This is a genomic window from Rhodococcus sp. RS1C4 (genome assembly GCF_002258225.1).
Classification (GTDB): Bacteria; Actinomycetota; Actinomycetes; order Mycobacteriales; family Mycobacteriaceae; genus Rhodococcoides; species Rhodococcoides fascians_E.
This window is the reverse complement of the sequence record NZ_NOXZ01000037.1, coordinates 84,579-100,891: the sequence shown is the minus strand read 5'-3', so window position 1 is coordinate 100,891 and position 16,313 is coordinate 84,579. Positions and strand designations below refer to the sequence as shown.

Sequence of the window (16,313 nt, the reverse complement as noted above, 5' to 3'; positions counted from 1 at the left end):
ACACCCCGCAGGCGCCTCTTCCAGCGGTTCGTCGCGCCCGAATTGGTAAATGTGATTCAGATCACAACGACGTTTGCTTTTCCCATTAGAAACCGACTGAGTATCTGCAATTTTCAATCACACACAGAAGAGGTGCTCCGATGAGCTTCATCGACAAGGCCAAGAACGCAGCAGAAGACGCATTGGGCAAGGCCAAGGAGGTCGTGGGTGACGCGACCAACAACAAGGACCTCGAGGCCGAGGGCAAGAAGGACCAGGGATCGGCGGGCGTGAAGAAGGTCGGCGAGAACATCAAGGACACGTTCAAGTAACCACCGTTCAGGCCCGCCAGGGTCCCCGCACACGCCGGGACCCTGCGGGCCGAACCCTTCGACACGACAACCGCGCCACCGCCAAGTTTCACACTCCGAGTTCCAATTCAGCCCCGAGGAAGCATCATGACCACCACCGACTCCACCTCCGTACGCCCCGCACCACGCCGCCGCGGAGGAATCACCTCCAAGCTCGCGCTGATCGTCGCCCTGATTCTGGCCATCGCGCTCGTCGTGTTCGTGCTCCAGAACACGGTGCACACCCGGATCAACTTCATCGGTTGGAACTTCGACCTCGCGCAAGGTGTGTCCCTACTGGGCGCTGCGGCAGTCGGCGCGGTCATCGCCCTCGCGGTGGTTGCGGCTCTGCGGCTTCGACGCGCGGTGCGTTGACCGATGCTTCCACTTCTGGCTCGAAAGTACTTGTACCGGTACCTGTTCGTCGCGATCGCGCTGCCGATTCTCGCGCGAATTCTGGTGCTCGGGGGTCTGGCAATCGAGAGGCGATCCGGCAAGCCGAACTTGATCTCCAAGGTGTTGACGAAAAGCGGGAGGTTCGCCGAGCGCCGAGCGGAAAAGGCCTCCGGTAAGCACGCCGCATGATGACGTAGGCGGTTACTCGTGTCGACGGCGATCGGAGTCGACACTCGGGAACAATCGGTAACAGTCGATGGTTCTCTTCCTCATGGCTCCGATCACCGTCGACATCTGGTCCGATATCGCCTGCCCGTGGTGCTTCATTGGCAAGCGCCGCTTCGAGGAAGGCCTCGCGGCATCCGGCCAGGACGGAAACGTCCACGTCGTGTACCACAGCTTCGAGCTTGCGCCCGACACCCCAGTGGACTTCGACGGTTCCGAGGTCGACTTTCTGTCGGGGCACAAGGGCATCCCCGCCGATCAGGTCCAGCAGATGCTCGCGCACGTCGAAAATATCGCCGCGTCCGTCGGGCTGAACTACGACTTCGACGCGCTGCAACACACCAAGACGCTCAAGGCGCATGAACTTCTGCATTACGCCAAAGCGCACAACAGGCAGCTCGAGCTTGCCGAGCGCCTGTTCCTGGCCTACTTCACCGAGGGCAGGCACGTCGGACGGATATCCGATTTGGCCGACCTCGCCGCCGATGTCGGACTCGACCGGGCGGACGCCGAAGCCGCTCTGACGGCGGGCAGGTATTCGGATGCCGTCGCTTCCGACATCGACCAAGCCCGCACCTTCGGCATCAACGGTGTCCCCTTCTTCGTGATCAACGGCAAGTACGGGGTGTCGGGTGCACAGGAGCCCAGCGCGTTCGCTGATGTCCTACGCACCGTAGCCGCAGAAACCACAGCCGACACCGCCGCGGCCGATGTCTGACCCGGCATCAGGGGCCGCTTCGGGCACGTCGTTCCGCATGCTCGGTGAACCCGCCGAGGCATGCGCGGGCGGCGTGTGCGCATGGCCCCCGGCGGGTGAAGAAGAGCTCTCCGACGCCCCGGCCGACCCGACGTAGCGAACCAGCGCTGCATCGCGTGGTGACTTCAGCGAGATGCCGTGGTCACTAGACTGGCGGCCGTGTCCAGTATCGATCAGCCTCACTCGGATCGACCGCCGGCCGAGCCGTCCGGAACCGGCCGCCGCCAACAGGACCGGAGCCGGGAGACCCAGGGCAAGATCCTGAGTGCGGCAGTCACGGTGCTGATCGAGCACGGGTACTCGGGAGCGTCGACCCTGCGGATCCAGCAGCAGGCCGGGGTGTCTCGCGGCCGATTGTTGCATCACTTTCCCTCGCGCGAGAAGTTGCTCAGTGCGGCAGTCCACCACTTGGCGCTCGAGCGCATCCGTGGTCTGCACATCAGCTCGGACATTCCCCAGGAACTCAAGGCGCGGATTCGGGCAGCTATCGACGCGATGTGGTCGAACTACAGCCAGCCCTACTTCTGGGCATCGAACGAGCTGTGGAATGCTGCGCGCACCAACGACGAGCTGCGAGCCGAGCTCCGGCCCGTGGAACAGCGAATGGGTCAGGTCATCCGTGATCGGACCGACGCACTGTTCGGTCCGGAGTGCACGACCCGACCCGGCTACAAGCAGATGAGGGAACTCCTCCTGACAAGCATGCGCGGAACCGCCATGACCTACACGTTCGATCCACACGATCCGACGACCGATCGCCATCTCAGCCAGTGGTACTCACACGCGGAAAGCGTTCTACTGCACTAGAAATGCACGTAATCGACGGGCCCGGATCACCGGCCGACCATCGAAATCTCTTGTTTGCAGGCTCACCGGCGAGAGCGTCTGTGCGGCTCGCTCGGACCGTGGTCCACCGGACATCCCGTGGGAAACGTCCCGAGTTCCGAGATCCGATACCCAGCGGGATAGGAACGGACCGCCTTCTGATCGCGGGCGCGGTATGCCGTCGTACGCGGAGGGAGGAGCCGGACCACACGTGCGCGCGCCTTCACCATGGCTTCGGCAACCGACCGTTCGAGCTTCGTCGGCCCCGGGTAATGGAAGGCGTCGAGCAGAGGCTTGTCCATCAGCGCGTATGCCATTCGCCGAAAGACCTTCTTCGGCAGGAACTTGTACGGCGCGAACGTGGACATGAGGTCGAGGGTGGCGTCGGCGACGGCGGTGCTGCCCACGTCGTAGGCGAAGTGCTGCTGCTCGTACTCGTCCATGTAACTGGCGAACTGGTCGTAGGTCTCGGGGATCTCTTTGATTCCCATGTGCCGCCCCAGAGTGCGGTAGTACATGACCATCGCGTCGCGCTCACCCACTCCGACCGGACGCCATCCGAACCTCTCGAGCCAGCGGACCGGCACGACCACGAACGTCGCGAGAACATACAGAAAATCTTCGTTGGAGATGTCGTACGCACCGTGCATTCGATTCATCCGACGGATCGCCGTGCGGCCGTCGACGCTCGCGAACCCCGACTCGACGACCTGGTCGAGGATCAGATTGGTGTCGTCGTAGCGCTGCTGTACACGTTCGGTGAACTCGCCCGTCGCGGCCAGCAGGCTTCCGACGGTCGGGACTGCGTAGGTGCGGAACAATGCAAAGCTGAGGGCCTGAACCGTGTCCCACGGGAACGCGTAGGAGTAGTGCAGGCGGTATATCTCTTCGTAATCGGTGGTCGGGTCCAGAGACTCGATTCTCGTGGTCCACGGATCGTGAAACATGCGCACTCCGATGCAGTCACAGTGACCTCACTCGCTCACTGGTGAATGTAAGGGTTGACGCTTAATCAGTCAACAGTGACCGTTTACGAGTCCGGCGACGCACGACGAAGCCGAGAACCAGGACATCCCCGACCCGGTTCTCGGCACAGAAGTCGGCTAGCGCCCGATGCAGCCTTGAAGAGTGGTGAAGCTACCCGCGAGACTGAGACCGGTGCAGACTGCACCAGTCGGCGTCAGCGTGACGGTTCCGCCAGGACCTGCCACCGCAATCGACAACCCCGGCCCCACCCCTTCGTTCACGGCCGAACTGCCCGGCCCGAACGAGATCGCTGCCGGGCCCGCACCGGCGGTGGCGTCGGACACCGCGGTGCCGCCGTTCAGACCGAGTGCGAGTGCCGCTGCCTGTTCGAGCGCCGCCGCAGAGCCCCAGCCCTCGAATCCGTAACCTGCGGCCGCACTCGTTCCGTCGGCGACGCTGTCGCACTGCGACTGGCCTTCCACCGCGGCTTCCGATGCTCCGCCGGGGGCCGTGGTACACCCGACGGGCGCGGCCGAAGCGGCGGCGGGAGCGAGAAATGACATGCCTGCGGCCAGACCCAGAGTTGCTGCACCACCGAAGAGCTTCGTGAGCGTTCTCATCTTGACGCCTTCCTTCGAACGACTTGGAGATCGAGTACCTGCCTCACGCTGCTCCGCCGACAGCACGACCGTCGATCGCGAATATCTCGAATCAGCATCGACCTGGTCACGTCAAGGTAACACCGCTCCCTGTCGATGAACCGGGAACTCCAGAACCCGCGTCGGGTAGGCCGCGATTGATCGGCCGCCGCCCGGGTACACGAACCTCATGAGCGCACCAGCGCACGCCGCTGTATCCCCGACCTTGCCCACACCGGACGGCGAAGTGTCCGCGTCCGTTGTCGATTACCTGTCCGGCACGACCACGTCGGTGGCCACCACTTTCGACGTCGATCCCGTCGGCCGGGACGCGCAACTGGCGCTGACCATCTGCTACGAACTCCACTATCGCGGATTCCACGGCATCGACGACGACTTCGAGTGGGACCCTGCAATTCTGGCGTTCCGGCGATCGATCGAAGAGCCGTTCCTGGCGCACGTCCGCGAGTCCGTCGAGGACGGCGTCGACGCGGTTGCCGAGATGGACGCTCTGTCCATCGAACCGAGGAGCGGCAGCGGTCCGTCCTGGTTTCTCAGAGACGAGGGAACGTGGGACCACATGCGCGAATACTTCGCCCATCGGTCGCTCTACCACCTCAAGGAAGCCGATCCGCACGCCTGGGCCATACCTCGGCTGATCGGTCAGGCGAAGGCGTCGTACGTCGCCGTCGAGTTCGACGAATACGGCGGTGGCCGCGGCGATCACGTCCACCAGCAGTTGTGGAGCGCACTGATGGACGCGGCCGATCTCGACTCGTCGTATCTGGGTTATCTCGACCGTGTACCAGCGCAGACCCTGGTCTGGGTGAACTTGATGTCGTTGTTCGGCCTGCATCGGAGCTTGCGCGGAGCGACGGTGGGCCACTTGGCCGCAACGGAGATCACGTCCTCGCCGGGTTCCCGACGGTTCGTCGACGGTCTGCGCAGGCTCGGGGCTCCCGAAGCGTGCGTGGCCTTCTACGCCGAACACGTCGAAGCCGACGCGGTTCACGAGCAGGTCTTGCGTCATGATGTCGTCGGGGATCTTCTGCGCCGGGAGCCCGAACTGGAACGTGACGTGGTGTTCGGGATGCGCGCTCTGTCCTACGTCGAGGATGCCCTCGCCGACCACATCATGGGTGCGTGGCAGAAGGGCAAGTCGTCATTGATGCACCAGTGACGCGATGCAACGGTGACGCCTCGAGTCATGCGGGCCGTTGCTTGCGTCGGTGGCTCGTGTCGCACAGCGGGTAGGTCTTGCTGCGCTTGCACGTACAGATCGCGACCGCGAACCGGTCGGACGTCGTGTGGGTTCCGTCATCTGTTTCGATCTCCACGGGACCCGACACGATGATCGGTCCGTTGGCCACGACCCGGATCGATGTTCGCGCGCGGTCACCGCTTGTCGGCACGGATGACCACCAATCGTTCCGTCCGTTGACCGGTGCGCGCGATACCCACGTTCTCGAGCCACTCGGCGCGCGACGACATGACCGGACCGTAGCCGATCGTGCGCGAATCGACGATCGCCGCGGACATACCTCGCGCCGCCAGCATCGATACCGTGAGCTGCGGATCCGCGAACTCGGACTGGACCGCCAGCAGCGTGCCACCCGTAGACAACATGTCGAATACGTTGTTGCACAAGGTATCGAGCACGAGACGGCCGGTAGGGCCCGCGTCCCAGGCCCGGGCCGGGCCGAGCTCGACGGGCACGTTGTCCGACGGTACGTACGGCGGATTGCACACCACCACGTCGAACGGCCCTGTTCGTCGAGCATCGTCGAACGACCCCAGCCGCACGTCCACGTTCAACCCGGCATTGCGGGCGTTCTTCTGGGCACACGTCGCTGCGACGGGATCGATGTCGAACGCGTGCACGCCTCGAGCCCCCGACCGTGCGGCATGAACCGCGAGCACCCCCGAGCCGGTACACATGTCCACGACCCGAGCACCCACGGCAATTCCCGACGCAGTGAGGGCCTCGGCCAGCAGCCACGAATCCTCTTGCGGTCGATACACACCCGGATCGACCGCCACGTCGAAGAACTTCTGCATCTCGTGACCGGCACGGACTGCCGTCGTGTTCGCCATAGGGTAGGTATGCCGCCTGGCGAAAGACCCAAACCTCGAGGATCCGCGCCACCCGAACCATGGGTCGTTCTCGCTCTCGGCTGACGTTTGAGTTGTCCGGTTCGGGGAATCCGTCCCGAAGCAGCGAGGGTCTTCGGTTGAGCGTGCAGCCGACAACTCTTCATTTTCCAGTCGAAATTTTCGTCCTGCCGACGCCGGTCGCGCCCGGAGCACATCTCTCCTGCCGTGATTCGCCTCCGTCGCGGCTTGCGCAGGCGTCGGGACGCGAGAACAGGTGATTGCCGTGATGGATCGTGACCGATACCGAGCGGAGTGGTCGACGCTGCACGGGGGTCTCGACGCGTCGTCTTCGCGTTTGATCGACGGCTGGCTCGGGATCATGTACCTCTGCGCTGCCCCCTTCGTTCGACGGCGTGTCTCCCCGACGACCGTGACGGTCTTGGCGCTGGTGTGTGCGGCGATCGCGGTGGCGGCGAGTGCATTCGGTCGCTGGGGCGTACTGGCGGCAATGGTGCTGATTCTGGCGTCGACCCTGCTGGACGGCGTGGACGGTGCGGTGGCCGTCATGTCCGACCGCGCATCCGCGTGGGGGTCGGTCCTCGATTCCACCGCTGATCGCGTCAGCGATCTGTGTTTCTATGCGTGCGCCGCCGTAGTGGGTGTGCCGCTGCCGCTGATCGCGACGATGGCAGCCTCCACGCTCGTCCACGAATCCGTTCGCGCCCGAGCGGCCGCAGTCGGCATGCCGGAGGCGGGCGTGCTCACCGTGTGGGAACGACCGTCTCGCGCTGTCACCGTGTTGCTGATACTCGGCGCGAACATGATCTTCCCGGAGCAGACCTGGACTTCCGCGGCAGGTGGAGCCGTCGGAGCCGGATTGGCGCTCATCGGGTTGTTTCAACTCCTGGTGGTGGTGCATCGTCGGCTCGCGGCCCCTGCGCAACAACCTGCGCGGTCGCCTGGGTGAACGTCCAGCCCGTGATGAGCAGGACATGGAGCACCCACATCCACAGACCGATCGCGATCGCGGCTCCCACAGTGGTCAGGCCTCCGAACGGGGCGCCGAGCGACACCGGAATCGCCAGAAACAGAACGAAGCCCTGAACGAAGCCTGCGATGAACGACGCTGTGACCGCGGCACACCACCAGACGACGGTAAACGGAATGTCCTCTGCCGCAACTATCGAATACGCACCCGCGACCAGGACACCGAGCACGAGCCACACGACGACGAAGCCCAACCACACGCGCAGCAACAAGGCCGCTACTCCCCCGCCCGTCGTCGCATCGGCGAGCCATTCTGCCGACGCCAGCACTCCCAGGAGCAGAAGCGGCGCGACCACTGCCACCGGCACCAGGGCAAGCCGGCCTCGCCAACCGTCGAAGGATGTGGGGCGAGGTCGCCTCCGCGAGGTCAGCGCTCGGCGCAGGCCCTCGCCGTAGAACGTGGCAGGGAAGATCGCCAGTACACAGTGCAGCAGACTCAACTCGGCTCCCGCCGAAACCAGCTGCAGCACAACGCTCCGCGCCCCGAGCGCGTCGGGTAGCAACGATGCGACGTCGTCGCCTCTCGCTTCGACCCACGACGCCGACGTGACCAGAGCACAAGCTCGCAAGGACAACAGCAGCAAGGGCACCACCGCGATGGCACCGTAGAACGTCAGTGTGGCGGCCAGAGCGCTCGAGTCTCGTGTAGCCGAAATTTCCTTGTATCGCGCGACCGTCGCCGACGCTCGTCGCCTGACGGATCCGAGGTTCCGAGTGCTGGGCAGTATGTTCATGATCTGTTGCCAATTCCCCGCGAGCCCGGTGATCAACCCCAGCGCTGGTTTTCGCGCGACCTACCTGGGTATGCCTCGCACAATGACATTCGACGGTACTCCCGCACCCACTGCCTTTTCTGCGCCTCGACATGGGCCGGAGGTGACCGACACCGTCGATGTTCTGATCATCGGAGGCGGCAATGCCGGCGTCAGCACCGCCGCTCGTCTGCTGCGAGAACACGTGACCGACAGCGTTGCCATCATCGAGCCACAACAAGTGCACACGTACCGGCCGATGCTGTCCTACGTCGGATCAGGCCAGGCTCGCCTGGCCGATGCGCAGAAGACGCAGCGGTCGGTAACTCCCGACGGGTGCAGGTGGATCGAGGACTCGGTGGTCTCGATCGATGCGGAGTCCAGAACGGTGCGCGCCGGTTCGGGCCGCGAGTACAAGTACACCGACCTGATCATCGCGGCTGGTCTCGTGCCGGATCTGGATGAGCTTCCCAACGTGTTCGATGCCCTCGAGACTCCCGCTGTCGCCAGCAACTATCTCGACCGCGCGGAGAAGACCGCGGCGCTCGTCGACTCGATTGCTCTGCCCGGGCACGCTGTGTTCACGCTGCCACGACCACCGGTCAGTTGCAGCGGCACCACACTGAAGCCGCTGTTTCTTGCCGCGTCGCAGTGGCAACGAGACGGCCGCCTGCCGAGGATCGACATCACACTCGTCGTCGACCGCTCGTATCTGGTCGGTGTTCCTGCCTTGGACGACATCCTGCGCCGCAGGCTCGACGAACTGGGTGTGCGAGTTCTGTTCGACACCAGCATTTCCGGAATCGAGGCGGACCACCAGCGCCTGCACGTTCACGGCGGCGGTAGCCAGAACCGCATCGACTACGACTTCCTTCACCTCGTCCCGCGGTTTCGTGGGCCGAGCTGGCTGGCGGACCTCGCCGACGACACACCTGCCCACCTCGTCGACATCGACCCGATGACCTTCAGGCACGTTCGCCACGACTCCGTGTGGTCACTAGGTGACATCGCCGCAACCGGCACCGACCCGTCGGGAGGCGCCCTCCGCAAGCAAGCTGCGACTCTCGTCGACAACATCGCGGCTGCCCGGCGGTCGCAGCCGTTGGCCTCGTACGACGGTTACACCGTTGCACCTGTGGCGGTCGATTCGCATACCCTGATCGCGGGGGAATTCGACCGAGATTTCGTGGTCTCGTCCTCACTTCCGAGTTTCCTCGATCCGCTCAAACCGCGTAGGTCGGCATTTCTTTTCGACCGCTACGCCTTGCCGCAGGCCTACTGGCGCAGGATTCTCCGCGGACGTCTGTGACGCCGGTGCTGAACAGTCGTACGAGCCGCACGGTTTGGACGACCATGTTTGTGGACACCCACACCACATGACCGCTGAGCTCTACACCGCCCTGGTAACCGCGACGGAAGCAGGAGTGACGTCCGACGACGGATTCCTGTCACTCGACGTCCACGAGCCCGAAAAGCTCGGCGGGCCAGGAGAAACCACCAATCCCGAACAGTTGATGGCCGCAGCCTTGGCCAGCTGCCTCGTCCAATCGCTGCGCATCGCCGTCGGTACGGTCGAAGGAAGCATGGACTCCGTCGCCGTCGAAGGCAAAGTTGTTCTCACCGACTCCGACGGTTCCGGCTACGACGCCAGATTCTCACTGAAGGTCCAGCTACCCGACGTCGAGGATCCCGATGCCGTACTTGCACAAGCTGTCTCGATCTGTCCGTTCTTGAAGGTCATCGAGTCCGTCGATGTGAGTCTGGGCTGATTCTCGCTCGACCATCCCGACACGTCGTCGGGTAGCCCCCTGCCTCTGCGGACTTTGTGGGAAAGTATTCCCACCGACGACCGCGAGGGGAACCCGTGACACAGACTCATCCCGGACTGCACCGTCAACGGGTGCCAGCCGAGCACCGTGTGCTCGGTCTCGACCGAAGAACGCTCGCGCCAGCGCTTTTGGTCATCGCGGTCTTTCTCGTTCTTACCGTCGCTGTACCGCGCGTCGATGCGGCCATCGGCTGGAACGATCCCGTGCGCGCCGGTCAACAACTAGCGCTCACGGACACGATTGCCTTCACGCCGAGGACAGGCTGGGAGGTCGAGACCGGGTTTCGTGTGGGCGAAAAAGACCGGAGATCCGGCGACGCCACCGTATCAGGGGACGGCGTCACGTTTCAGGTGACGGCGGACTCCTTCGACGGGACACCGGACGATTTGGTGGACCAGGTGGAAAAGGTCACCTCGCGCACCACCGACCCGTCGTTCCGCGTCGACGGAGACCGGGCCACTCTGACCACAGCAGCCGGGCAGACCGGTGTCGTGCAGGCCTACAGCAGCGTCCGCGGAGACGGACTGGTCGCGGCGTTCGTTGTCGACGGCACCGGCCTGAAGATCACGACGTACGGTCCGCCCACTCAGATGACCGCGGCGGCAACCGATATCAAGGACATGATCTCCAGCATCCAGACCGTCGACGGGAGCAACCGATGAGTGACGCCGTGACAGACACCGCGTCGTCCGAGGCCGAGCACCGTCGGCAGGAGGCGCTCGAGGTCTCCGGGTGGGGTGAACGATTCGAATTCGTACAACCCCACAACCTGTCGTTCTGGGTGTACATCGCGCTCACTGCAGTCGGAGCGTTTCAGGCTTGGGCGTTCTTCGCACCGGGAGCCGGGTTCTACGCCGAGGGATTCGCCGTGTCCGCGGTGCTGTGCACTCTGTGCGGACTCGCGTGGTTCGCGTGGTTCCGTCACATCGACCGGTGGGAACGGCAGCCAGGCCGACTGGTCGCGGCAGCACTGCTGTGGGGCGCAATCCCCGCCACCTTCGCGTTCGCGATGACGGTCAACACTGCGATGCTCAGCATCTACCCGAAGCTGTTCGGCCAAGCATGGAGCGCGAATTGGGCTGCAGGCGCGACTGCACCGATCACCGAGGAAGCGGCCAAGCTCTGCGGATTCATCCTGCTGATGAGCCTTGCCCCGCGGCTGATCCGAACGGCCAACGACGGTCTCATTCTGGGCGCCTTCATCGGACTCGGATTCGCAATGTTCGAGGACTTCCTCTACGCAGCCAACGCCACTGCCCGGACGTTCGGAACCGACCCGGTCGGAAATGCCGTCCACATGTCGCTCACGCGGATTGCCGTCAGTTTCGTCTCGCACCCTCTCTTCAGTGCGCTGGTGTGCGCAGGCGCGGTGTACCTCATCGGGACGAAAGCACAACCACGCAAGATCGGGCGTGGTCTCGCCTTCGTTGCGGCGGGGGTGTTCCTGCACTTCACCTGGGACGACGCCACCGGGCTCGGCGGAGGTAATCCGCTTCTGTTGTTCGGCGTCATGTTCGCGTCCGTCGTCATCGCATTCACGGTGCTGACGATCGCGTTCCGCCGAGCAGCACCACGCGAGTACCAATTCGTCCGCGACATTCTGGCTCCCGAGGTCGATGCAGGATTCCTCACCGACGCCGAGGTGGACGGCGTTCTGGACAGAAAGGCCAGAAAGGCATTCCGCGCGTCGTCGCCCGATCGACGGGCCCGGAAAGCGCGTAAGCATCTTCGACGCGCAATCCTGGACCTCGCACACGACATCGCGAGCGCCAAGGGCGCGGACACCGAAGCGGTGCGGCACTCGCGTGCCGAGGTCGAACGTCTTCGCGCCGAGGACGGCATCGGGCAGCCACTCGGCAGTTAGGTGATCGGCGGCGGATTACGCCTTCGCCACGAGCGGTGCGACCTCGGTCCCCAGTAGTTCGATTCCTCGGAGCAGATCTCCGTGCGCGAGGCGAGGATTCGTCATCTGCAACGACAACCGATCGACACCGCCCAGCTGCTCACCCACGCGCAGGATCTTGTCTGCGACGGTCTTCGGGTCTCCCATGAAGAAGGCTCCGTTGGGGCCAGACGTCGCGTCGAACTGTTCCCGAGTGGGGCGTGCGAAGCCGCGCTCGCGTGAGACCTTGGTGAACATCTCGTGCCAGCCGGGGTAGATGGTGTCCGCTGCCGCTTGCGTCGACTCGGCCACGAAACCGAACACATGTAGTCCGACCTGCAGCTTTTCGGGTGCGTGCCCGGCCTCCGCGCCTGCACGTCGATAGAGATCGACGAGCGGCGCGAACTGTCGGGGTTCGCCGCCGATGATCGCGATCATCAGGGGAAGACCCAACAACCCGGCTCGAACGAAGGACTCGGGAGTTCCTCCGACGCCGACCCAGATCGGCAGCGGATCCTGTACCGGCCGGGGGAAGATGCTCTGCCTGTTCAGAGCCGGTCGGTGACGCCCGGACCACGTGACTTCCACGTTCTCGCGGATCTCGAGCAGCAGTTCGAGCTTCTCGGCGAAGAGCGAGTCGTAGTCGCGTAGATCCAGGCCGAACAGCGGGAAGGATTCGGTGAACGATCCGCGGCCGACGACCAGGTCGATCCGCCCCTTCGAAATGAGGTCGAGAGTGGCGAATTCCTGGAACACGCGTACTGGATCGTCCGCGCTGAGCACTTTCACTGCACTGCCGAGCCGGATGCGTTCCGTGCGAGCAGCCGCGGCCGCCAGGATGATCGACGGCGCCGAATCGTAGTACTCGCTCCGATGGTGCTCGCCGATGCCGAACGAATACAACCCGACCCGGTCCGCGAGGGCGATCTCCTCCAGCAGATGGCCCATTCGCTCGGACGGGCCGATCACGCGTTCATCGGTCGGGTCCGTCACGGAGGAGACGAAGCTGTCTACGCCCAGGTGCATTGTTCGACCTCTCGATTCGGGGCGGACAGGCCCACCCGTGTCGATTGTAGATTCAACCATCATCGCCGACGGTCCCTGTCGGCCCCTCACCGGTTGCCCTAGCCTTGACGTGATCGTCTCACTGTCCGCACACCCACACCTTCAAGCCGACAAGGGAGCACCCATGACAACGTGGCTCATCACCGGATGCTCGACGGGCCTCGGAAGGCATCTGGCCGAGACAGCATTGGCACGTGGTCATCAGGTGGTGGTGACCGCGCGCGACGTATCGAAGGTCGCCGACATCGCTGCCCGCTACCCCGACACCTCACTCGCGATCGCTCTGGACGTCACCGACGACACTCAGGTCTCTGCTGCCGTCGACGCCGCTACCGAGAGGTTCGGTGCAGTCGACGTACTCGTCAACAATGCGGGCTACGGATATCGCTCCGCGGTCGAAGAGGGCGAGGACGGTCCGGTCCGCCGGTTGTTCGACACCCATGTCTTCGGTACCGTGCGCACGATCAAGGCCGTTCTGCCGGGAATGCGCGCCCGTCGCTCCGGAACGATCGTCAACATCTCGTCGATCGGAGCGCGCCTTTCACCCGCCGGGTCCGGGTATTACGCCGCGGTCAAAGCCGCCATCGAGGCGCTCACACTGTCGCTTCGTCGAGAGGTCGCCCCCCTGGGCATCCGCGCCCTCACGGTCGAACCCGGCGCGTTTCGCACGGACTTCGCGGGCAGATCCCTGACCCAGTCCGCCTCCCCCATCGCCGAGTACGCAGCCACGGCCGGTGCGCGCCGGATCGAGAACGACACAGCGCACGGCAACCAGCCAGGTGACCCGGTCAAGGCAGCACAAGCTGTCGTCGACGCAGTCGAATCCGAAGATCCCCCGTTCCTGCTGCTCCTCGGCAACGACGCGGTCGACGGATTCACCGGTGCGCTCGACGCCCTGCGCGCCGACGCCGAGTCGTGGGAATCCGTTTCACGAAGCACAGATTTCGACTTCTGAACTGCACGCGATTCAGTCGTTCTGCGGGTTGTCTTCGTAGGTGACGGTGATTTCCTGGAACCCTTTGTTGCGTTGAGCTTCCGCTTGCCCGGTGTACGAGTTCTTGTCGCCCTCGGTGAGTTCGACATTGTCGGTGAACGGTGTCAGCAGCGCGCGCGGATGAAGGTGGTCTACTCGAACTGCGTTGATCTCGATACAGATCACGATCAGAACCGACGCCACGTACAGAAAACCCAACAGCCCCAGCACGATTGCGAACACACCGTTGCTTGTGCTGACGTTGCCGACGACGTAGCGGATGTAGATACCGCCGAAGGATTGCAGAGCCTGCCAGATCACCGCGGCTGCAACGGCTCCGGGCAGCACGTCGCGGACACTCAATGGCCGCGCGGTTCCGATACGGAACGCGGCAGCGAACACCGCACTGTTGAGCGCGATCGCGCCCAGGATCGCCGACACACCACCGGCGAAGCCGAACAGGCCGGACGACGCGACGACGTTCAGCACGGTCAAACCGATGATCGCGCTGCCGACGGTGCTGAGCAGCAGCAGCCCGCGCACTCGGGCGCGAATCGGGTCCGGCTGGTTGTTGCGCGGGACGGACCACGCAGTGTTCAACGCGTGTTGCACCGCCAGTGACACCCCGAGACCGCCGTACAACGAGCCGGCCACACCGATCACGATTGCCGTGACGCCGCCACTGAGCCGGTCGGGCTCGCCGAGCTGGTCTCCGATGACCGGGATCTGACTCATCGCCGAGTCGAGGATGCGTTCCTGCAGATCGGGATTGCCCGCCAGCACGATGCCGAGCAGGGTGGTGAACAGCAGCAGCAGCGGGAACAGCGACAGAAACGCGTAGTAGGCGATCAATGCCGCCAGGTATCCGCCGCGGTCGTCGAGGAATTTGTAGACGACCGCGAGCGGGAACCCTGCTGCCGGGTGCTTGCGCTGGAACCCGTCGATGCGAGAGACCATCAGCGGTCGAAGAGGGACTTCGATTCGATGCTCCGCGCCAGTGCCCGCACTGCGCGAGTCGGCGCGGCCTTCAGCTGACGCTGACGACGGTTTCTCCTGGCAATGACGAACGCGATCGTCCCGGCGCCGATCACAGCGGCGACGACGGCCACGGTTCGAGGAGATGTCGCCGTGTCCACGACGCTGTCGACGTCGACCTCGCGGACCTTGGATGCTGCATTGTCGGCCAAGTCCGTGACCGACGCCTTGGCGTCGGCTGCGGTCGATGCCGCGGTGTCGGCGAGCGAGGAGGCTGCTTTGGTTGCCGAATCGGCCGCGTCGGATACGACGTCTGCTGCCTTGTCAGCGACCTCCGACGCCTTGTCGCCCAGTTCCTCGGCGCCGTCGGACACGGTGTCGGCGAGTTGATGGGCATTGCCCTTGGCCTTCTGCGCCGCCCCGCTACCGCGGAGTTCGTCGTCGCCGGTGGCGTTGCCGATGCGCTCCTTCGCATCACCGGCGAGTTCGTCGGCCTTGTGTTGCGCTTTGTCGATGAAGTCGGACATCAGGTTCCTCCATGTCGTTCGCGACGTCGCACAGCGTGTACGGCGTTCGAGGGTCGATCGGCCGGTGGGAACCGGCAGCTTTAAGTCGGTTCGAACGAAGAAAAACAAACGCGAAGAAGTAAGTGATCTGCGCCACACTACCTGCGAGCGATCCATGAAGCTCTCGGCCGCGAATTGATTGAAGAAAAAAGGTCCGACCAGTGTGTTTTGTACGCGACGCCACACGTTTGCCTCGGCACGACCCGTGCCAGAATCAGCTCCTCGATTCGACCTCCGATGTCGAATCCGAACAAGTACGGAAGTAGGTCGTCTGTGGGCGCGAAGTCGATAGTCGAAAGCTGGTCCGACATCAGACGGCCGAACAGCGGGTCCGACACCGATCGGACCTGCCAGAACATCGTCGACCTGGCCGTGGCGACCGTGGGATGCACGGGTGCGTCGATCACTGCGATGACCGACCGTGCCCGACCCATCATCGTCGCCGCGACCGATCCAGCGGTGATGCGCACAGCTCTGGAGGTCGCGTCGATCACCGGGTACTCGGCGACCGAGGCGGTCATCGACGGCCGAAGAGCCGTCGTGGTCGACGACATGGCCACCGAATTAGACCGTCCGGAGTATTCCCAGGAGATCTTGGCTCGTACCGGGGTGCGCTCGACAGCGAGCTTCCTACTGCTTCTCGACGACGTCGAGCTGGGGGTGATGACGTTCTACTCGACGGAACCACGCACGTTCACACACGACGTCCTGGATCGGTGTGCACGTTTCGCTGACCAGTCGGCCCTTCGGTTGGCATACGCCGGTGCACGGGAGCGGGCAGACCACCTGGCCTCCGCGCTTGTTCGTAGCCGTGAGATCGGCATCGCGATCGGAGTCGTCATGGCCACGGCCAAGGTGGATCGCGACGCTGCTTTCGACATGCTTCGTCGGGAGTCGTCGCTCACCAATCGCAAGCTGCACGAGATCGCGTCCGAGACCGCAAGAACAGGAGAAGTGCCGGGACTCCGCGTGCCGTGAACCGGTCGTACACTTC

Annotated in this window: 22 protein-coding genes; 14 read left to right on the top strand and 8 right to left on the bottom strand. The window is 64.1% G+C overall.

Annotation, left to right across the window (positions count from 1 at the left end; all coding sequences use genetic code 11):
- The first annotated feature begins 140 nt into the window (after window positions 1-140).
- The 6 genes from CH289_RS19200 (at window position 141) to CH289_RS19180 (ending at window position 2,514) form a co-directional block, all read left to right on the top strand.
- Window positions 141-311 (top strand): CsbD family protein, encoded by a 171-nt coding sequence (locus tag CH289_RS19200; protein WP_019664848.1) that lies wholly within the window; start codon window positions 141-143, stop codon window positions 309-311.
- Window positions 312-437: 126 nt separating this feature from the next.
- On the top strand, window positions 438-704 hold the full coding sequence (locus CH289_RS19195; protein WP_019664849.1) for a lipopolysaccharide assembly protein LapA domain-containing protein: 267 nt from the start codon (window positions 438-440) through the stop codon (window positions 702-704).
- A gap of 3 nt (window positions 705-707) precedes the next feature.
- Window positions 708-914: a hypothetical protein gene (locus tag CH289_RS19190; protein WP_020111744.1), complete on the top strand. Its 207-nt coding sequence runs from the start codon at window positions 708-710 to the stop codon at window positions 912-914.
- Between the two features lie 67 nt (window positions 915-981).
- Entirely contained in the window at window positions 982-1,668 is a 687-nt protein-coding gene (locus CH289_RS19185) for a DsbA family oxidoreductase (RefSeq protein WP_019664851.1), read from the top strand.
- Window positions 1,661-1,804 carry a hypothetical protein gene (locus tag CH289_RS28365; protein WP_155290387.1) on the top strand — a complete coding sequence of 48 codons (144 nt, stop codon included), beginning with the start codon at window positions 1,661-1,663 and terminating at the stop codon, window positions 1,802-1,804. The genes CH289_RS19185 and CH289_RS28365 overlap by 8 nt, the downstream gene beginning before the upstream one ends.
- Window positions 1,805-1,866: 62 nt before the next feature.
- Entirely contained in the window at window positions 1,867-2,514 is a 648-nt protein-coding gene (locus CH289_RS19180; RefSeq protein WP_019664852.1) for a TetR/AcrR family transcriptional regulator, read from the top strand.
- A gap of 62 nt (window positions 2,515-2,576) precedes the next feature.
- Here CH289_RS19180 and CH289_RS19175 read toward each other — a convergent pair whose 3' ends face one another.
- Together CH289_RS19175 and CH289_RS19170 are read right to left on the bottom strand one after the other, a co-directional pair.
- Complete coding sequence (locus CH289_RS19175) at window positions 2,577-3,479, bottom strand: oxygenase MpaB family protein (protein WP_020111745.1); 903 nt, start codon at window positions 3,477-3,479, stop codon at window positions 2,577-2,579.
- A 156-nt stretch (window positions 3,480-3,635) separates the two neighbouring features.
- Window positions 3,636-4,118 carry a DUF6764 family protein gene (locus CH289_RS19170; RefSeq protein ID WP_020111746.1) on the bottom strand — a complete coding sequence of 161 codons (483 nt, stop codon included), beginning with the start codon at window positions 4,116-4,118 and terminating at the stop codon, window positions 3,636-3,638.
- 208 nt (window positions 4,119-4,326) lie between these two features.
- On the opposite strand from CH289_RS19170, the gene CH289_RS19165 reads away from it, so the two are divergent.
- The gene (locus CH289_RS19165) at window positions 4,327-5,316 is read left to right on the top strand and encodes an iron-containing redox enzyme family protein (RefSeq protein WP_019664854.1); all 990 of its coding nucleotides are present in this window, start codon (window positions 4,327-4,329) and stop codon (window positions 5,314-5,316) included.
- 25 nt (window positions 5,317-5,341) lie between these two features.
- Here CH289_RS19165 and CH289_RS19160 read toward each other — a convergent pair whose 3' ends face one another.
- Together CH289_RS19160 and CH289_RS19155 are read right to left on the bottom strand one after the other, a co-directional pair.
- A complete protein-coding gene (locus CH289_RS19160; RefSeq protein WP_094728380.1) occupies window positions 5,342-5,506 on the bottom strand; it encodes a CDGSH iron-sulfur domain-containing protein in 165 nt (54 codons plus the stop codon).
- 25 nt (window positions 5,507-5,531) lie between these two features.
- Window positions 5,532-6,230 (bottom strand): HemK2/MTQ2 family protein methyltransferase, encoded by a 699-nt coding sequence (locus CH289_RS19155; protein ID WP_020111747.1) that lies wholly within the window; start codon window positions 6,228-6,230, stop codon window positions 5,532-5,534.
- Between the two features lie 286 nt (window positions 6,231-6,516).
- On the opposite strand from CH289_RS19155, the gene CH289_RS19150 reads away from it, so the two are divergent.
- The gene (locus CH289_RS19150) at window positions 6,517-7,197 is read left to right on the top strand and encodes a CDP-alcohol phosphatidyltransferase family protein (RefSeq protein ID WP_230621120.1); all 681 of its coding nucleotides are present in this window, start codon (window positions 6,517-6,519) and stop codon (window positions 7,195-7,197) included.
- On the opposite strand, the gene CH289_RS19145 is transcribed toward CH289_RS19150, so the two are convergent.
- On the bottom strand, window positions 7,115-8,011 hold the full coding sequence (locus CH289_RS19145) for a YhjD/YihY/BrkB family envelope integrity protein (protein WP_020111749.1): 897 nt from the start codon (window positions 8,009-8,011) through the stop codon (window positions 7,115-7,117). The genes CH289_RS19150 and CH289_RS19145 overlap by 83 nt on opposite strands.
- 142 nt (window positions 8,012-8,153) lie before the next feature.
- Between CH289_RS19145 and CH289_RS19140 the strand changes: the two genes are divergently transcribed.
- The 4 genes from CH289_RS19140 (at window position 8,154) to CH289_RS19125 (ending at window position 11,722) form a co-directional block, all read left to right on the top strand.
- Entirely contained in the window at window positions 8,154-9,338 is a 1,185-nt protein-coding gene (locus CH289_RS19140; protein WP_019664859.1) for an NAD(P)/FAD-dependent oxidoreductase, read from the top strand.
- Between the two features lie 67 nt (window positions 9,339-9,405).
- Window positions 9,406-9,798 (top strand): OsmC family protein, encoded by a 393-nt coding sequence (locus CH289_RS19135; RefSeq protein ID WP_020111750.1) that lies wholly within the window; start codon window positions 9,406-9,408, stop codon window positions 9,796-9,798.
- A gap of 131 nt (window positions 9,799-9,929) precedes the next feature.
- On the top strand, window positions 9,930-10,520 hold the full coding sequence (locus CH289_RS19130; RefSeq protein WP_143545119.1) for a hypothetical protein: 591 nt from the start codon (window positions 9,930-9,932) through the stop codon (window positions 10,518-10,520).
- The gene (locus CH289_RS19125) at window positions 10,517-11,722 is read left to right on the top strand and encodes a PrsW family intramembrane metalloprotease (RefSeq protein ID WP_020111752.1); all 1,206 of its coding nucleotides are present in this window, start codon (window positions 10,517-10,519) and stop codon (window positions 11,720-11,722) included. The genes CH289_RS19130 and CH289_RS19125 overlap by 4 nt, the downstream gene beginning before the upstream one ends.
- Window positions 11,723-11,737: 15 nt before the next feature.
- On the opposite strand, the gene CH289_RS19120 is transcribed toward CH289_RS19125, so the two are convergent.
- Window positions 11,738-12,766 carry an LLM class flavin-dependent oxidoreductase gene (locus tag CH289_RS19120; RefSeq protein WP_019664862.1) on the bottom strand — a complete coding sequence of 343 codons (1,029 nt, stop codon included), beginning with the start codon at window positions 12,764-12,766 and terminating at the stop codon, window positions 11,738-11,740.
- A gap of 163 nt (window positions 12,767-12,929) precedes the next feature.
- On the opposite strand from CH289_RS19120, the gene CH289_RS19115 reads away from it, so the two are divergent.
- A complete protein-coding gene (locus tag CH289_RS19115; protein ID WP_027498807.1) occupies window positions 12,930-13,760 on the top strand; it encodes an oxidoreductase in 831 nt (276 codons plus the stop codon).
- 12 nt (window positions 13,761-13,772) lie between these two features.
- Here CH289_RS19115 and CH289_RS19110 read toward each other — a convergent pair whose 3' ends face one another.
- Together CH289_RS19110 and CH289_RS19105 are read right to left on the bottom strand one after the other, a co-directional pair.
- Window positions 13,773-14,735: a YihY/virulence factor BrkB family protein gene (locus tag CH289_RS19110; RefSeq protein ID WP_019664864.1), complete on the bottom strand. Its 963-nt coding sequence runs from the start codon at window positions 14,733-14,735 to the stop codon at window positions 13,773-13,775.
- Window positions 14,735-15,280 (bottom strand): CsbD family protein, encoded by a 546-nt coding sequence (locus tag CH289_RS19105; RefSeq protein WP_019664865.1) that lies wholly within the window; start codon window positions 15,278-15,280, stop codon window positions 14,735-14,737. The genes CH289_RS19110 and CH289_RS19105 overlap by 1 nt, the downstream gene beginning before the upstream one ends.
- A gap of 276 nt (window positions 15,281-15,556) precedes the next feature.
- Here CH289_RS19105 and CH289_RS19100 point away from each other — a divergent pair, with 276 nt between their 5' ends.
- The gene (locus CH289_RS19100; RefSeq protein ID WP_020111754.1) at window positions 15,557-16,297 is read left to right on the top strand and encodes a GAF and ANTAR domain-containing protein; all 741 of its coding nucleotides are present in this window, start codon (window positions 15,557-15,559) and stop codon (window positions 16,295-16,297) included.
- Window positions 16,298-16,313 lie beyond the last annotated feature (16 nt).

Bases quoted from the DNA above. Each gene is read 5' to 3' on its own strand.
- CH289_RS19120 (WP_019664862.1), bottom strand. From the start codon at position 12,766: ATGCACCTGGGCGTAGACAGCTTCGTCTCCTCCGTGACGGACCCGACC.
- CH289_RS19185 (WP_019664851.1), top strand. From the start codon at position 982: ATGGTTCTCTTCCTCATGGCTCCGATCACCGTCGACATCTGGTCCGAT.
- CH289_RS19170 (WP_020111746.1), bottom strand. From the start codon at position 4,118: ATGAGAACGCTCACGAAGCTCTTCGGTGGTGCAGCAACTCTGGGTCTG.
- CH289_RS19150 (WP_230621120.1), top strand. From the start codon at position 6,517: ATGGATCGTGACCGATACCGAGCGGAGTGGTCGACGCTGCACGGGGGT.
- CH289_RS19110 (WP_019664864.1), bottom strand. From the start codon at position 14,735: ATGGTCTCTCGCATCGACGGGTTCCAGCGCAAGCACCCGGCAGCAGGG.
- CH289_RS19145 (WP_020111749.1), bottom strand. From the start codon at position 8,011: ATGAACATACTGCCCAGCACTCGGAACCTCGGATCCGTCAGGCGACGA.
- CH289_RS19105 (WP_019664865.1), bottom strand. From the start codon at position 15,280: ATGTCCGACTTCATCGACAAAGCGCAACACAAGGCCGACGAACTCGCC.
- CH289_RS28365 (WP_155290387.1), top strand. From the start codon at position 1,661: ATGTCTGACCCGGCATCAGGGGCCGCTTCGGGCACGTCGTTCCGCATG.
- CH289_RS19100 (WP_020111754.1), top strand. From the start codon at position 15,557: ATGTCGAATCCGAACAAGTACGGAAGTAGGTCGTCTGTGGGCGCGAAG.
- CH289_RS19155 (WP_020111747.1), bottom strand. From the start codon at position 6,230: ATGGCGAACACGACGGCAGTCCGTGCCGGTCACGAGATGCAGAAGTTC.
- CH289_RS19125 (WP_020111752.1), top strand. From the start codon at position 10,517: ATGAGTGACGCCGTGACAGACACCGCGTCGTCCGAGGCCGAGCACCGT.
- CH289_RS19175 (WP_020111745.1), bottom strand. From the start codon at position 3,479: ATGTTTCACGATCCGTGGACCACGAGAATCGAGTCTCTGGACCCGACC.
- CH289_RS19195 (WP_019664849.1), top strand. From the start codon at position 438: ATGACCACCACCGACTCCACCTCCGTACGCCCCGCACCACGCCGCCGC.
- CH289_RS19200 (WP_019664848.1), top strand. From the start codon at position 141: ATGAGCTTCATCGACAAGGCCAAGAACGCAGCAGAAGACGCATTGGGC.
- CH289_RS19115 (WP_027498807.1), top strand. From the start codon at position 12,930: ATGACAACGTGGCTCATCACCGGATGCTCGACGGGCCTCGGAAGGCAT.
- CH289_RS19135 (WP_020111750.1), top strand. From the start codon at position 9,406: ATGACCGCTGAGCTCTACACCGCCCTGGTAACCGCGACGGAAGCAGGA.
- CH289_RS19190 (WP_020111744.1), top strand. From the start codon at position 708: ATGCTTCCACTTCTGGCTCGAAAGTACTTGTACCGGTACCTGTTCGTC.
- CH289_RS19165 (WP_019664854.1), top strand. From the start codon at position 4,327: ATGAGCGCACCAGCGCACGCCGCTGTATCCCCGACCTTGCCCACACCG.